Origin of the sequence: Pandoraea horticolens (assembly GCF_902459555.1) — a bacterium.
Lineage (GTDB): Bacteria > Pseudomonadota > Gammaproteobacteria > Burkholderiales > Burkholderiaceae > Pandoraea > Pandoraea horticolens.
In genome coordinates this window covers 41,057-56,487 of record NZ_CABPSM010000020.1, presented here as the reverse complement: position 1 = coordinate 56,487, position 15,431 = coordinate 41,057, and the positions used below count along the sequence as shown (strand labels likewise).

At 62.8% G+C, this 15,431-nt stretch carries 12 protein-coding genes; all 12 read left to right on the top strand.

Features of this window, described 5'->3' with window-relative positions:
- Positions 1–44: 44 nt before the first annotated feature.
- Positions 45–461, top strand: coding sequence for a type VI secretion system baseplate subunit TssE (gene tssE / locus PHO31112_RS23600; RefSeq protein ID WP_150623653.1), 417 nt, complete (start codon positions 45–47; stop codon positions 459–461).
- A 41-nt stretch (positions 462–502) separates the two neighbouring features.
- Positions 503–2,227 (top strand): type VI secretion system baseplate subunit TssF, encoded by a 1,725-nt coding sequence (tssF, locus tag PHO31112_RS23595; RefSeq protein WP_150623651.1) that lies wholly within the window; start codon positions 503–505, stop codon positions 2,225–2,227.
- Positions 2,191–3,264: a type VI secretion system baseplate subunit TssG gene (gene tssG, locus PHO31112_RS23590; RefSeq protein WP_150623649.1), complete on the top strand. Its 1,074-nt coding sequence runs from the start codon at positions 2,191–2,193 to the stop codon at positions 3,262–3,264. The genes tssF and tssG overlap by 37 nt, the downstream gene beginning before the upstream one ends.
- Positions 3,251–5,965 carry a type VI secretion system ATPase TssH gene (gene tssH / locus PHO31112_RS23585; RefSeq protein WP_150623691.1) on the top strand — a complete coding sequence of 905 codons (2,715 nt, stop codon included), beginning with the start codon at positions 3,251–3,253 and terminating at the stop codon, positions 5,963–5,965. The genes tssG and tssH overlap by 14 nt, the downstream gene beginning before the upstream one ends.
- 29 nt (positions 5,966–5,994) lie before the next feature.
- Positions 5,995–8,160 (top strand): type VI secretion system Vgr family protein, encoded by a 2,166-nt coding sequence (locus tag PHO31112_RS23580; RefSeq protein ID WP_174995857.1) that lies wholly within the window; start codon positions 5,995–5,997, stop codon positions 8,158–8,160.
- Between the two features lie 4 nt (positions 8,161–8,164).
- Positions 8,165–10,666, top strand: a complete 2,502-nt coding sequence (locus PHO31112_RS23575; RefSeq protein ID WP_150623645.1) for a DUF2169 family type VI secretion system accessory protein — start codon at positions 8,165–8,167, stop codon at positions 10,664–10,666.
- Complete coding sequence (locus PHO31112_RS23570) at positions 10,663–11,628, top strand: pentapeptide repeat-containing protein (RefSeq protein WP_174995856.1); 966 nt, start codon at positions 10,663–10,665, stop codon at positions 11,626–11,628. The genes PHO31112_RS23575 and PHO31112_RS23570 overlap by 4 nt, the downstream gene beginning before the upstream one ends.
- A 63-nt stretch (positions 11,629–11,691) precedes the next feature.
- Complete coding sequence (locus tag PHO31112_RS23565) at positions 11,692–12,270, top strand: DUF3540 domain-containing protein (protein ID WP_150623641.1); 579 nt, start codon at positions 11,692–11,694, stop codon at positions 12,268–12,270.
- Positions 12,271–12,290: 20 nt separating this feature from the next.
- Positions 12,291–12,695 (top strand): DUF4150 domain-containing protein, encoded by a 405-nt coding sequence (locus PHO31112_RS23560; protein WP_150623639.1) that lies wholly within the window; start codon positions 12,291–12,293, stop codon positions 12,693–12,695.
- On the top strand, positions 12,692–13,354 hold the full coding sequence (gene tssJ / locus PHO31112_RS23555; RefSeq protein ID WP_150623637.1) for a type VI secretion system lipoprotein TssJ: 663 nt from the start codon (positions 12,692–12,694) through the stop codon (positions 13,352–13,354). Before PHO31112_RS23560 ends, tssJ begins: the two co-directional genes overlap by 4 nt.
- Positions 13,355–13,381: 27 nt before the next feature.
- Entirely contained in the window at positions 13,382–14,767 is a 1,386-nt protein-coding gene (gene tssK / locus PHO31112_RS23550; RefSeq protein ID WP_150623635.1) for a type VI secretion system baseplate subunit TssK, read from the top strand.
- A 1-nt stretch (position 14,768) separates the two neighbouring features.
- The gene (locus PHO31112_RS23545; RefSeq protein WP_150623633.1) at positions 14,769–15,431 is read left to right on the top strand and encodes a DotU family type IV/VI secretion system protein; all 663 of its coding nucleotides are present in this window, start codon (positions 14,769–14,771) and stop codon (positions 15,429–15,431) included.

Below are 15,431 nucleotides of genomic sequence, written 5' to 3'. Positions count from 1 at the left end.
GGGCAGGGGGCGGAGGTGGTGGCGCGCTCGTGTGTGGAGAGCGCATGAAGGAACGCCGATTGTTGGAGCGAATAGCCGCATATGAAGTAGATGACGAGCGTTCGCACGTGACGCGCGTTGATGTTTTGATCGAATCGATACTTGCGCACCTGACGCGTATTTTGAATACGCGCCAGGGCAGCGTGCCGATCGATCCAGAATTCGGCGTTCCTGACTTCACCAATCTCGCAGGCACCGCCACGGCGGGCACCACGCAACAGATCGCCGTCGAAATTGCCCGTGTGCTGCAGCGTTATGAGCCGCGACTGAAGGCCCCGCGTGTCGAGCAGATCGAATCGCAGGATGTGTTGTCGTTGTCATACACCATCGAGGGAAATCTCGGCGTCGATGGCCGGGACGTCCCTATCCGGCTAACCACGCGCTTGTCGTCGGATGGTCATGCCTCGGTACTTCGCACGTGAATGGGGCAAAAGGAACCGAGCGAGCATTGTAAGGACTTGCCATGTTTAGCACTTACTACGAGCGGGAGCTGACTCATTTGCGCAGCCTGGCTGCCGAGTTTGCCGCTCGCAACCCGGCGCTGGCGCCGCTTTTGGGCGGCGGCGTGGCGCCCGACCCTGATGTCGAACGTCTGCTCGAAGGGACGGCGTTTCTGACGGGGCTAGTGCACCAACGGCTCGACGACGAATTTCCGGAGTTCATACAGGAACTGGCCCATCTGCTGTTTCCGCAGTATCTTCGGCCGATGCCCTGCATGTCGGTGCTGAAGTTCACGCCTAAAGCCCCCGTCGCCCAGACGGTCCAGATCCCGGCCTGCGTGGAGGTGGCGTCAGTGCCGATCGACAACGTGCGCGCCATTTTCCGCACGGTTTTCCCGGTGTCGGTCGAACCGGTGACGCTGCACTCGGTCCACTGGGACCGCCACGGCGTCGGGGGGCATTCTCTGCTGCTGGAGCTGTCCTTTGATGGCGAGGACGTGAACGCCTGGCGAACAAACCGACTGCGCTTTTACCTCGCGGACGGATTTTCCGAAGCCACGCGCCTGCTGCTGCTGCTCGCACGGCACGTGCGTGAGATCAGGGTCTGCGCCCCCGATGGGCCGCTCACCGTGTTGCCACCTTCGGCCGTCGAACTGGCGGGGCTACGTCCCGACCTGCCGCTGCTGCCCGACGAGGATAATGTGCAGCCGGCGTACAACCTGCTGCGCGAGTATTTCGTCTTTCACGAGAAGTTCCTTTTCGTCGACGTGTGCGGTCTGGATCGCTGGAGCGAGCGAGGCAACTCCGGGCGCTTCACCCTACGTTTCATGTTCGACTCGCTACCGGCCTGGGCACCGGAGGTGCACGTTGCCAGCCTGGCCCTCAATGCCACCCCGGTCGTCAATATGTTCGAAGACGATGCGCACCCGATTTCGCTGGACCACCGCCAAGCTGAGTACCACATCCGGCCGTCAAGGCAGCCCGGGCGCCAGAGCGAGCAGATCTATCGCGTCAAATCGGTCACGGCGCATGCCGCACAAACCGGTGAGGTGCCATATCGGCCATTCGGTGCGTTCGAGGCGGACCGGCGCATCTACCACGTGCGCATCGCGCCGTCGGTGGTGGGCGAAGGCTATGACCATTACATCGGAATTCCGTATGCACGCGGCGAGGTACCGGACATCACGCCGCAGACCTTGTCGTTGCGACTGACCTGCACCCAGGGGAAATTGCCCGAAGGTTTGCGTCTGGGCGATATCTCGCAAAACGCCGATACGACGCCGGCGCGCATGTCGTTCGGCAACATCCGAGGTATCACGCCGTATCGGCAGCCGCTGATGGGCGAGCGCCTGCTGTGGCGGATGTTATCTCTCCTGAGCGCGAACCACGCGCGCCTGGCGAACCGTGACCAATTGTGCAACCTGCTCACACTGCATCTGCCGGAGGGGTGTCCCACCCAGGGCGACCAAGCACTGGTCCAGCGCATCAACGCAATTGAGAAGTTCGAGTCGCATCACGAGCGGCGCTTTATACGCGGCTCGGCCGTGGAGGGCAATCGTCTCGAACTCACCTGCCGCGGTGATCAATTCGTCAATCTCGGCGACCTATTTCTGTTCGGCACGGTGCTCGACGAGTTCTTCGCGGGCATCACCAACCTGAATACGTTCTCGGCGCTGACGCTACGCGATTCCGTTTCTGGAGAGATTCTGCAATGGCCACCGAAGATCGGCCGGCAGCGCCTGCTTTAAGCGGCGTACCGGCATCGGCACAAGAAGCACTGCGCTCATTCATCATGAGCGAGGGCGCGCACCGAACGCCCTTGGCCTTCTTCCAGGCCTTGCGTCTGATGCGCGCGGCATTTGCTGACGACGACGCCTTCCGCGCGAGCGTGCGTGTGCAGCCCAACCTGAGCCTCGCTTTCCCGAGCGAGGACGTCGCGCATATCGCACACGACGATTCCAATGGCATTTGGCGCGTGGTCGCGAACTTTTTCGGACTGTACGGCGTGTCCTCGCCGTTGCCCACGTTCTACACGGAAGACCTCATCAATGAAAGACGCAACGGGCGGACGACTACGCGCGACTTTCTCGACGTGTTGCACGCGGCCATCTATCCGATGTTGTTTTCAGCATGGGAGAAATACCGGATCTGGATTGCCTGCGCCGAGTGGGACGGAACGCGCGGCAGCGACTATCTATTCGCACTCATCGGCCAGATGCGCGGCGATACGGCGACGCCGGTCAATCCGCGCCTGCTGCACTTTGCAGGCCTGTTCAGCCAGTTTCCACGCTCCGCGTTGGGCCTGGAAACCCTGGTCCGTGGGCTGTTAGGTGAAGCGCCCGTGAGCGTCACCCCGTGCGTGACCCGGCGTGTGCCCGTGCCGCAGGAAAACCGCTGTGCACTCGGGCAGTCAAGCGCTTGCATAGGTGAGACGCTGATAGGGCAGGACGCCACCCATTGCAACGGCACGGCCGAGATTCGTATCGGTCCGGTCCACGCGCGTTGTTTCGAGACGCTGCTGCCTGGCGGCGAGGCATACGCCATGCTGAGCCGCGACATTGCGCTGTACCTGCACGACCCGATCCATTGCGAGTTGGCCGTACTGCTTGACCCTTTAGAGTGTGAACCGGCCACGCTGGGCGGGCGGCGTTGGGGACGCCTGGGGCTTGACACGTGGCTTGCTGGGCAGAGGCAAGACACGGACGTATTCGTCGCCCGGTTCGCTCTGCCGCTGGGCGAATGCGAGCCATGCCCCGCACTTGGGGACATCCATGTTGCAAGTTGAGCTCAAGCTACTCTTCGCGCGGCTCAATCCTCATACCCGCCGGGCACTTGAGGACGCCGCAGGTATGTGCCTGACACGCGGTCATTACGAGATTGCCATCGAGCATTTCCTGCTCAAGCTACTCGACGACCCGCACAGCGACGTCCCGTTGATGCTCGCGCATTTTGGGATCGACGTCGCACGTCTTGCCGCTGCGCTCGAGGCGCAGCTCGCCAAATTGAAGCGCGGTAGTGCGGCCCGGCCTGTGTTTTCGCCGCTGCTCACCGAGTGGCTGCAAGACGCTTGGCTCGCGGCCTCCATCACGCTGGGCCAAACCCACATCCGCGGCGGTGCGCTGCTGATCGCGCTGCGCTCTCATGCACGCTATTACATCGCCGGCTCGGCCTACGACGGCTTGTTATGTGCGATGCACGCCGACGCAGCAAGCGCTGATTTTGCCGCGCTTACCGAGCGATCCAACGAAGAGCCACTTGGCGCGGAGCTAAATGAACACGCCGTGCCGTTCGTCGGCGGGACCACATGTGGTGCCCCGGAAGGCTCATCCATTGCGCGTTTCTGCGAGGACTTCACCGCTAGCGCCCGCGCGGGAAAGATCGATCCGGTCTTCGGCCGCGACGCTGAAATCCGGCAGATTGTCGACATTCTTGCGCGCCGACGAAAAAACAATCCGATCTGCGTGGGCGATCCGGGTGTCGGCAAAACCGCCGTAGTCGAGGCGCTGGCTTTACGTATAGCGCAAGGCGACGTACCTGCGTTTCTTGCCGACGTACGCGTGCTTGCGCTCGATCTAGGTCTGCTGGAAGCAGGGGCGAGCACCAAGGGTGAATTCGAGAACCGGCTGCGCGGCGTGATCGACGAGATCAAGACGTCGACCACGCCGAGCATTCTATTCATCGATGAGGCCCACATGCTGATCGGCGCGGGTGGCCCGGCAGGCGGCAGCGACGCGGCCAACCTGCTCAAGCCAGCCCTCGCGCGCGGTGAATTGCGAACTATCGCCGCGACCACCTGGGCCGAATACAAGAAGTACTTCGAGAAGGACGCGGCCCTTGCCCGGCGCTTCCAACCCGTCAGGCTCGATGAGCCGGATGTCTCAGTGACCGTGCACATCCTGAGAGGCCTGAAAGACGGCTACGAAGCCGAGCACGGCGTAGCGATACGCGACGACGCTCTGGTGGCCGCCGCCGAACTGTCGAGCCGTTACATCACGGGCAGGCACCTGCCAGACAAGGCGGTTGATCTGGTCGATATGGCTGCCGCCCGCGTCAAGATCGGACTGGACGTCAAGCCCTATGCCATCGAATCGATTGAGCGGGCGCTGGCGGGCATGAGACGCGAACGCATCGCGCTGCAGCGCGACGCAAAGTACGGTAGAGAAGCACAGACCGCACGCCTCGCCGAGATCCATGCGTGCGAAGTGCAGAAGACCGAGGAATTGAACCGGCTGCATGCGCGCTGGGCGCTTGAGAGGGCCGTGGCGCAGCCTGTGTTTGATCTGCGGGCGCGCGTCACCCAAGCGGCCGCCCCGGCTTGTGAGCCGGATTTGCTAACCGAGCTCGCGGCGGCGCAATCCGCGCTCGAACGATGTCAGGGCGATGCCCCTCTGCTCTTTACCGAGGTGACGCCGGAGGTCGTGGCACGCGTAGTATCGGACTGGACCGGCATCCCCCTGGGCAGACTGAAACGCGACGGCGCTGCTGCCATGCTAGGGCTCGCAGACACACTTAAGGATCGTATTCGAGGGCAAGACGCGGGTCTGGATGCCATCGCCGACATGCTCAAATCGGCGGCCTCGGGGCTGAAGGACCCGGCGCATCCCCTAGGGGTTTTTCTGCTGGTTGGCCCCAGCGGCGTGGGTAAGACCGAGACGGCTATTGCCCTGGCCGAGCAATTGTTCGGGGGCGAACAAGCCCTCATCACCATCAACATGAGCGAATTCCAGGAACGCCACACGGTGAGCCGCCTGGTCGGCTCTCCGCCGGGCTACGTCGGCTATGGCGAAGGTGGCGTGCTGACCGAAGCAGTGCGGCGCCGGCCCTACTCGGTAGTGCTGTTGGACGAGGTGGAGAAGGCGCATCTGGATGTCGTGAACCTGTTCTATCAAGTGTTCGACAAAGGCACGCTCGCCGACGGCGAGGGGCGCGAGGTCAAGTTCAGCGACACCGTGGTGATTCTGACGAGTAATCTCGGCAGTGAAGAAATCGTCGCCGCGCTGGCGCAGACCAACGCCGGGCAGCCAACGGTTGGGACCATCGCTGAGCGAATCCGGCCGGTACTTGAGCGGCATTTCAAGCCGCCTTTGCTGGCGCGCATGACGATCGTCCCGTATGGCGCACTGACGCGCGACGCGATGGTCGGCGTGGTGCGCCTCAAGCTCGCCAAGCTGACCGCGCAGTTGCTGGCGTCGCACGGCGTGACCCTACAGATTGACAACGACGTAATCGAAGCTATCGCCGAACGTTGCACTAGGGCGGAGACGGGCGCGCGTAACGTCGATTTTCTCCTGCGCAAGCATATATTGCCGCGGATGTCAGACCTCCTGCTCGGGGCCGCATCCGCCGGCCGCGATGTATCGAACATGCGGCTCGGCATTGACGGCCAGGGCAAATGGTCCGTCATCGTGGACGAGAGCGTGCAAGCCGTTTTGACGCGGCCTATGGCGTCGCCCGCGCGCGGCGCCATTCAAGGAGGGGAAGCATAAACATGGCTGAGGCAAATCCGAGCGCAAGCTTGTTCACGTTCGAATGCACGAACTTCGCACCGGACACCTTCTTCGTTTTGCGCTGGAGCGGCGAGGAGAAAATCTCGCAACCCTATCGTATCGAGCTGACTTTGTTGGCGCGCGACAACGCACATGATCTGATGGCGCTGCTGGGCGCGCATGGGCGCTTCCGTATCAAACTGGAAAACGGCATGTCGCGCCATTTCCACGGTACCGTGCGTGAAGCTTTTCAGCTCGACAACGACGCCGAATGGGCCTGTTACCGTGTCGTGTTGATGCCGCGGCTGGCGGGGCTGGCTGACTACCGGTTTTCGGACGTGTACCTTGACCAGACGTTACCGGAGATTGTGCGCAGGATCATGCTCCTGGGGGAACTGGGCATCGAAGGTGAGCGAGGGGATAAGCGCTACGACTTTCGCATTTGCATGTCGGGACCGGACATCGCGGCCACGAAGACCAACTTCGTCTGCCAGTTCGACGAGAATTGCCTTGATTTTTTGACGCGCCGGCTAGCACGACAAGGCGTTTATTACTACTTCGAGCAACTCGATGATTGCGAAGCGGTGGTGTTTTGCGGTGATCGGTCATATCAGACAGGTGACGCAACTCCGCTGGCCTACCGGCTCGCGTCCACGCGCCGGGGGAGGCACTTGGATGCAGCCGTAGAGCGCTTTTCAGTGGAAGTTCGACCGGTGCTCAGCAAGGTCGTGCTGCGTGATTTCGCCGGCTCCCACGCGGCCCTCGACCTGCACATCGATGCACCAGTGGATGGCGGGCACTATGGCGAGCGCGCTTTATACGGCGAACATTTCGACACTGAAGAAGAAGGTCGGCGCTTGGCACGGTTGCGCGCGCAGGCGGCCGGATGCCGTGCGCGGGAGTATCGCGGCCTGAGTCACGTGCCGATGCTCTCGGCAGGGGCGAAAGTGCGTCTTGCCGACCATCCTCGCGAGGATTTCAATTCAGGCTATCAATTGATCGGGCTGCGCCACGAGGGCGGACAACTGGTCCCCGGACGCCAACGCGAGCAAGCAGTGGGAGTCCCGAACGAGACCGACGCCGTGCTGGAGGACTACCGCAACGAGTTCATCGCCTTGCCGGAAGAAGTGCAATTCCGCCCCGACTTGGAAATCCGCAGTCCCATCATTACCCAAACCGTCAGTGCGATCATCGACGCCGAAGGCGATGAACCTTACGCGCACTTGAACGAGTACGGATGCTACAAGGTGCGGTTCCCCTTTCAGCACACCGATAAAGCAACCCTGCGCTCGTCGGCTTGGCTGCGGCTGATGTCGCCCTACGCCGGTGCGCAGCATGGCATGCACTTGCCGCTGCTCAAGGGCACCGAGGTCATTGTGGCATTTTTGAATGGCGATCCCGACCGGCCATACATCGCTGGCGCCGTCGCCAACTCGGAGAATCCAAATGTCGTGCTGGAGCAAAACGCCAAGCAAAACGTGCTGCGTACGGCAGGCGGAAATCAGTTCGTGCTGGACGACAAGCGCGGCAATCAACGCATCCATTTGGCAACGCCGGTGGCAAATACCAGCATCAAGCTGGGACAAGCGAAGCAGCCCGGACTGGAAATGACGTCGGACGCGCATATCGAGATGGGCTCGGCATCGTCGATGCGCGTCGTGCACGGCGCCTATTCAGAGAAAATAGTCGGCAGTCCGATCTTGCCAACATCCTCATCCTCGTCGCCGCCTGCTCAGGGAAATTTCGGCGATTCGAAAAGCGAGGCTGGCAAGTGGTTCAAGGCGAGCGCAGAGGCCGGCCTCATAGTGAGGAACCACGCAGTTGCCACGCTGGACGTCTACGAGGGATTGACCACGTCGATCACCTTGGGAATGGCAACGTCGATGACGTATGGTCAGCAGAACCTTGTGACCGTCGGAACCAAGATCGACATTGCGTTGCAAGGCGTTATTGAGATGAAACAGGCCGTCACAAAGAAGGTCTTCGAGAACAAGCAGGAGACCGCCGCGAAGACAAAACAGGTCTCGGCCGACAAGGAGGAAGTGGGCGTAAAAGACAAGAAAAAGTATGTCGATTCGTCCCTGCAGGCCGTGACTTACAAAGTCGACGCGCAAACGCTGAAACTCTCGGGCGAGAAGGTCGACGTCAGCGCGCCATCCGTGTCGATTGACGGCGAGACGATCCATCTGGGATGACACCATGAGGATCGCGAAACCGACCGACTCCTTGATATTGCTGAACGCTATGGCGGCCAATGGACGCCCGCACGTGTGCGTCACGCTGGGGTACCTGATCGGTGCCGACGGGAAGACGATGAACGAGCGGAGCGCGTGGCAATTCCTTCGGACGCAGTTCGGCCAGCACGTCTTCGATGAGGGCCTGAAGAAAACGCGCGGTACCTTCGCGGTGGCCGGCAATGCCTACTCCCCCGCTGGCACTCGAGCCTCGACGCTAAGCGTCACAGCACGCCTTGGCGACATCAGCAAGACGCTGAAGGTCTACGGCGAGCGCCGTTGGACGCGGACGAGGCAGGGCTGGCGGCACACCGAGCCGCTACCGTTCGATAGGATGCCAGTCGATCTGCAGCATGCCTACGGCGGCCAGGATTGGCCGGCCAACCCGACGGGGCAGGGGCATTGTGTCGATTCCCAGGAGATCGAGGGGGTATTGCTTCCCAATGTGGAATGGCCTGCCGCGCCAGTGCTTACACCGCAGGATGCGCCGGCGCCGGCAACTTTCCTGCCAATCCCGGCAGGCACGCCGGAACGTCAGCGGCTCGTTGGCACCACGGACGAGCACTGGCTGCGCACGCGGTTTCCCGGGTTTCCGGACGATACCGATTCCGCGTGGTTCGATGCGCTCGCTGCTGACCAGTGTATCTCCACATACTGGCGTGGCGACGAAACCTTCGAACTGATCGGTATGCATGCAGAGAAATGCACCGTCGCGGGGCGGCTGCCGGGCCTGCGACCGCGCCTTCTGTGGTGCCTGAAACCGGACATCGGCCGAGTTCGCGAAGCGCTCCTGCAACTCGATACCGTATGGCTGTTCCCCAACGACGAGCGCGTGCTGGTGCTTTACAGGGCATTCGTTGAGACGGGTGAGAGCGGCGGCGCAGACGCGGTCGAGATGTTTGTGCATACGGAGTCTCTGACAGGCCCCGCTGAGACGACGGCCATGCTGATGAAGCAATGGCGACCAGACGGGACCGAGGCGGAACGAGCCGCGGGGAGGGCGGTGCAGGGCCCAAATGCCTTAGCACAGGCCGACGCGGTATGGGCCGAGATCAGCGCGACGCATGATGAGATTGTCAAAGAGATTAAGGCAAAGGGTGGGCCGGCAATACAGCGACTAGTGGTCCCGCCGCTCGCGCGTCCGGCGCCGGGGCCGGACGATACCACGCAGTTGAACGAAGAGGCCATCAAAGGTGCTGTGAAACGTACCACCAGTGGCGTTGAGGATGAAATCCGGCAAACGCTCAAAGCCGCCGGCGTGGACGTGGACGGACTATTTACGAGCGCCGAGCGGCACTCTGCCACGGCCAGGCTTCCCGTGCACGCATTTGATGCCGCCGCCCTGCCCCCGAATTTTACGCAGAAGAATGCTGCTGAGCTGGCCGATGCCGAGAGCTTGGAGCGGCGGATTACGGCCGAAGTGGCGAGTGCGCATGCGGCCACCTCGCCTGGCCTCAATCCACTCGCCGCGCCACACCGCGTCTTGGGTGCTGAGACCCTGCGTGCGGCACACGCCCGAGGCGAGACGGTTACCCGCGTGCGCTTGGAAGACGCAGATCTATCGAACATGGACCTGTCTGATGCTGACTTATCGGGCAGCGAATTCGTGCGTTGCAAACTCTCGGGTGCAAAGCTCGTCGGCGCCAAGCTTGACGATGCACGCTTGGTTGAATGCGAACTGGACGGTGTCGACGCCCGGCATGCCAGCGCGCGCCGTTTGCTCGTCAGTCGTTGCGCTGGCGATCGTGTAGGTTTGGCGAGCGCCGATCTGTCCGACGCACGCTTCGTGCAGTGCGGGTTTGCCGGGGCGGATCTGAGCGGCGCACGGCTCCAGGCTGCCGCGTTCGTCAAATCGTCGCTGGCCGGCGCCAATCTGATGGATGTGCAGGGTCGCCGCGCCAGATTCACTGCGAGCGATCTCGCCGGAGTGGATGCGACCCGGGCGAATCTGGAGGCCGCAATACTGGAGGACAGCCCCATATCCGGTGCTCGCTTCGTCGAGGCGTACCTGCGGGGCGCTTCGTTATGGGGCGTGCAAGGTGAGGCACTGGATTTCCGCCGCGCGTCGATGGCCGGTGTGCGCGTTGGTCGCGCCAGCCGGTTGGAGAGGAGTTGCTTCGACGAAGCCGATCTCGTCTGCGCCGGAATCGAAGGCGCCGTGCTGTGCGGCAGCACGCTGCGCGGCGCGCGCTTGGATGCGGCCTTGCTGGCGGACTGTGATCTTTCTGGTACCGACGCGCGCCACTGTGTGGCGAGGGGCGCTGATTTCAGCGGCTCGAAGATGGTTGGTGCGGAATGGAGCGGTGCCAACTTGATGCAGGCGTCACTGCGCCGTTGCGTTGTGCTCGACGCCAATTTCAGTCACGCAAATCTCTACGAGGTCGATGTGCGCACCGCCCGTGCCGAGCGCATCGCAGTGCCAGGTGCGCTTCTGACCCGCTGCGCATGGCAGGAGTTGCAAGTATGAGCGCTAGCGTAAAAGCAATGCCCCACATCAGCCGCGCTGACCTACTGGCGTTGCGGGCGACGTCGATCAGCATTTCAGGGGTGTCGCTGGCGGGTGGCGACTACCGGGGCATCGACCTGCAGGAGGTGCGGCTGGATTGCGTCGATGCGCGCGGCGCGAATTTTGCCTGCGCGGGGCTTGCCGACACGCGTTGGAGGAACTGCCAGCTCGGCGGCGCGCAATTCGAGGGCGCGAACATGACTCGAGCCCGCCTGGACGCTTGCTCTCTGCAGGACGCCAATTTTTCCGATGCGATGCTCCATGGCCTGCGGGCATACCAATGCAAGTGGCTCGGCACGAGCTTTGCGGGTGCAGAACTGACGCGCAGCGTGTTCGACGGATGCGACCTGCGTGGCACGCGTCTGGCCGACGCACGAATGAAGAACGTGTGGCTGGCTGACTGCGACTTTTCCAACATCGACGCGCGTGGGGCGACGTGGGACACCGTTCAGACGCGGGCATGCAAGTTCAGCGACGCTCGCTTCGCCGGCGCCAGGCTGTTGCACTGCAGCTTTGCCGATGCGCATGCACCAGGGGCCGATTTCAGCCGAGCCCACGCGCCGTTCGTGTCCTTTGCCGGTGCGGACTTGAGCGCCGCGAAGTTAGTCGACGCCCATCTGCATGGTGCGAAATTCAACGCCGCCATGCTCTCGCAAGCCGACTTCAGCGGTGCGAACCTGAGTATGTCGATGCTGGTTAACGCACGGGCCGACAAAACGAGCTTTGCCGCGGCGATATTGAACTACGCGGATGCCTCGCACCTGTGTGGGCCTGGGGCGGATTTTACTCGCGCGAATGTGGCGGGCGCGAAGCTGCACGGCGCGCTGCTGGACAACGCGATCTGGGAAGGCGCCGACCGGGCGGCAGCCATCGGCGACGACCCGGAACGTCTACGGGCCGAACGCTGGGTACCGACGATCTGAGCATCGAGGGGAATGCCCCGACGCCTTCGACGCATTTCAATACTTTGCAAATAGGAGCCGACCATGAAACACGCAAGTGCGATGCGCCAAACCGCTGCTGCGGCCTTCTTCCATGCACGGGTAATCGCCAGCGAGGGCGAGCACTTCGGTGTGGTATGCGAGGCCGGACACCTGTCGGTCAAAGTCGCTGCCGGCTGCTTGCTCCAGCCACGCGTGGATGACACCGTACTGATCTCGCTCGCCGGCCATAGCATGCGCGGTAGCGAAGCAGGCTACATCCTGTCCGTCCTTGAGAAAGGTGACACCGGCGCGCGCGAGGTACGCCTGGACGGCGACACCACGCTGCTCGCCGAGGGAGGTCAATTGAATGTGCGTTGCGACATGCTCGACATGAGCGGGCGGCGATTGACCATGCGGTGGCACGAAACCGAGCAACTGACGCAGCGGCAATTCCTTGCCGCGGCCTATTCGGAAAACCACTTTGGCGAAAGCATATGCCGCGTGAGCGGGCACAGCGAGCAGGAGGCCGGCTCGATGCGCCAGCGCGTCGCGGACGATTGGAACGTGAGCGCGCGCGACGCGACGGTGATTGCCGAGCGCCGCGTGAGCATTGATGCGAAAGAGCAGATCCAGTTGGGATAACCAGAGCAAGGAGAAAAGCCATGTTCATGTTGAATAACGGGGGGGCCTTGATGCTGGCGGCGCCTGATGTCTGCAATACGCCGGTGGGCCCGGTCGTGGTGCCCCTGCCTTATTCGAATACCGGCACCACCGAGATGGCTGACCCGGGGGGGCTCGTGCAAAAGGTGCTCGTTGTGGGCATGCCGGCGCTGAACCTGGGTTCGAAGATCACCATGACCGAAGGAGACCAGGCGGGTTGCATCGGCGGTGTGGTGTCGGGAAAGACCATGGGCGAAGCCTGTTTCCTGGTCGGTAGCGCGCGCGTGCGTGTTGGCGGCAAACCGGCGGTGCGGTTGACGGCACAGACGGGCCAGAACGGCGCGCCTCCCAATGTCGAAGGAGCGGTCGTCGCGCCGTCCCAAACCACCGTGAGTATCCTGTCATGAGCATTTCGGCACGTCGCCCCGCGCGCACAGCCATCCCACTATTGCTGTGCATCTCCATCGCCCTCACCGGGTGCAGTTCGCTCAACAGCATGTTCGGCGGAAATTCCAGCGAGAACGCGCTCGCCAAGCTGAAATGGGACTACAGCGACAAGGGGGTACACGTAAGTTGGGCGGCGTCGGCCGATCTCAACGTTTCGGGAGGTGAGCCGCACAGCCTCCTGCTGACAGTGCTGCAAATGCCCGAGCCCAACGTGTTCAAGCAGGCCGCAGCAAGCTCGCAGGGGCTTTCGGCGTTGCTATCGGCGCCCACGCTGCCGACGGGATTCACCAGTATGCAACGCATCTTCATACAGCCAGGCCAGCGGGGCGACACATGGCTGCCGCGTGCGGAGGGGACCCAATACGTGGCTGTGGTCGCCGGCTACTACAGTCTGGACGCAGCGCGCGTGACGCGCCTGTACCGGGTCGGCGCTGACGTCGACAGCAAGGGCTGGTTCGTTAAGACCCGCACTGCCGAACCCCTTCCGCTCGACATCACGCTTGAACTCGGCAGCGACGGCCTGCTGGGCGGCGCCTCGGCACCTGCCGAAGCGCCTGCGGTTGGCAAGCCCACGGCGGGCGAGGTCGCGCTCGGCGGCAACTCGTCAACGTCTCAATAACCATCGACCCAGCGAGCCCTCTATACCATGAACATCAGTCAACCGCTCTACTGGCATCAGGGCTTGTTCCTGCAACCCCACCACCTGCAGCACAATGACCGCCGGCATGCCGACGCGCTTGGACGCCTTGCCGACGTCGCGGGCCCTCACAGTTGGGGCGTAGTTTCGCATCAACTCGCTGAGCCGGCTTTGGCGGCGGGGCAGATGAATCTCTCCCAGCTATGTCTGTGGATGCGCGACGGCACCTTCGTCGAGTTTCCAGGTAATGCGCTGCTCGAACCGCGCAGCTTCTTGCCCGGCGAACTGGCCGATGGTCCGCGCACGGTTTACGTCGGCTTGCGCCGCATGGTGCCAGGGCAGCCCAACGTCAGCGTGCATGAAACGTTTGTTACCGCTGCGCGCGCATACACGCGCTTTGCCACGCTAGCCGAGGCGGAGGACGTGCCCGACTTGCTGGAAGGCACGCAGACGGCCCAGGTTAGAGCGATGTACTACGTTCTGCGCCTGTTCTTCGATAACGAGATAGAGAGCCTGACGCAATACGACCTGATCCCCGTCGCCCGCCTTGAGCGCGATGGCGACACGATTCGCGCGATGCCGGGCTTCGTTGCACCAAGTCTGTCAATCGGCGCCTCACCGCCGCTTAGGCTACTGTTGCGCGATCTGCGCGACGAGATCGTCGCCCGGGCGCGGCAACTGGAGGCGTACAAGCAAGGCGGCGACCGGGCGCACAGCCAGTCCGAACAGAGCCAAACGCGGTCAACGGTAGCGCTCGCCGTGCTTAATCGCTACGGCCCACTGCTCACGCATTGGATGGAGATGCCGCAGGTGCACCCGTGGGTTTTCTACGGCGCGCTGCGCCAGTTCATCGGGGAACTGAGTTGGTTTACCCAACGTTGCGACATGTTGGGGCGGACGCCGGACGGGCAGGCCCTCGTGGCGCCATACCTGCACGAGAATGCTGGCCCGCAGTTTGCTGGGCTCGCCGAGCTCGCAAACCAGATCATGAACGAAATCACCTTCGGTCCCGAGCAGTTCGTGCGCTTCGCCGCATCGGAAGGGATGTGGCTGGCCGAACTGCCCGAGGCATTCCTGGCCGCGGACCATCGCTACTACCTGGTGTTGGAAGGCGGTCCCGACGCGGACTCATTGGCCGAGGCCCTCGCGCGCGAAGGTAAGCTCGGCACGCCCAATGAGATCGAGACCATCGTGTCGCATGCGTTGCCGGGCATCGAACTGATGCACCTGTCGGCGCCGCCGCCAGGCATGCCGCGCCGAGCCGGGGTGACCTATTTCCACATTGATCGGACGTCACAGGCGTGGAGCGCGGTAAGCCGCGAGCGGGCGCTGAGGCTGTTCTTCCCCAACGCGCCCGCGCAATTCACGGCCGAAGTCGTGGCCATCAGGAGATAGCATGTCGTTCGTCAGTTATTGGATGCCGATCGTCGAGCACGCGAGCAACTGCCTCGTGAAGGGGGAATTCACCGCAAGCGGTGGAGGCAAGGGGCTAGCGGCTGAACTGATCGCGGCGCTGGATGCGGCGCAGGGCAGGGCAGGCCGGGACGGTTACACGGCGGAGCAGGTACACGGCGCACTGTTCGCGGTGGTCGCGTGGATCGATGAACAGGCTATGAGCCGCCCGTGGCCGGGAGCTCAGACGTGGCGCGAGACACCCTTGCAACACCATTACTTTTCTTCGAACCGCGCGGGTGTCGACTTCTTCGTACGACTCGAAGCGCTGCCGCCGAAAGCCGTCGAGGTGCGCGAAGTGTACGCGTTGATGCTCGCGGCGGGCTTCGAAGGCGAGTACAGCAAACGGCCGCGCAGCGAACTGCTGGCCTATCGGAACGCGCTGCTCGAGAGCTTGCTGATAACGCGCGCCGGTGAGCCCGGATGCGACATCCTGTTTCCCGCGGCGGCGCCACTCGACACGCAGACTTGGCGTTTCAGGCGCCGGCGCTCGCTGCTCATGCCAGCGCTGGTCACATGTGTTCCGCTGGTGTTGCTGGGCGTGTTGTTCCTGATCTACAACGGGCTGCTCACGTCCATGGTCGACACTTTGCTGATGGGCCGCTGA

Excerpts from the sequence above, each read along its gene's own strand:
- tssE (WP_150623653.1), top strand. The coding sequence starts at position 45 with ATGAAGGAACGCCGATTGTTGGAGCGAATAGCCGCATATGAAGTAGAT.
- tssF (WP_150623651.1), top strand. The coding sequence starts at position 503 with ATGTTTAGCACTTACTACGAGCGGGAGCTGACTCATTTGCGCAGCCTG.
- tssG (WP_150623649.1), top strand. The coding sequence starts at position 2,191 with ATGGCCACCGAAGATCGGCCGGCAGCGCCTGCTTTAAGCGGCGTACCG.
- tssH (WP_150623691.1), top strand. The coding sequence starts at position 3,251 with ATGTTGCAAGTTGAGCTCAAGCTACTCTTCGCGCGGCTCAATCCTCAT.
- PHO31112_RS23575 (WP_150623645.1), top strand. The coding sequence starts at position 8,165 with ATGAGGATCGCGAAACCGACCGACTCCTTGATATTGCTGAACGCTATG.
- PHO31112_RS23570 (WP_174995856.1), top strand. The coding sequence starts at position 10,663 with ATGAGCGCTAGCGTAAAAGCAATGCCCCACATCAGCCGCGCTGACCTA.
- PHO31112_RS23565 (WP_150623641.1), top strand. The coding sequence starts at position 11,692 with ATGAAACACGCAAGTGCGATGCGCCAAACCGCTGCTGCGGCCTTCTTC.
- PHO31112_RS23560 (WP_150623639.1), top strand. The coding sequence starts at position 12,291 with ATGTTCATGTTGAATAACGGGGGGGCCTTGATGCTGGCGGCGCCTGAT.
- tssJ (WP_150623637.1), top strand. The coding sequence starts at position 12,692 with ATGAGCATTTCGGCACGTCGCCCCGCGCGCACAGCCATCCCACTATTG.
- tssK (WP_150623635.1), top strand. The coding sequence starts at position 13,382 with ATGAACATCAGTCAACCGCTCTACTGGCATCAGGGCTTGTTCCTGCAA.
- PHO31112_RS23545 (WP_150623633.1), top strand. The coding sequence starts at position 14,769 with ATGTCGTTCGTCAGTTATTGGATGCCGATCGTCGAGCACGCGAGCAAC.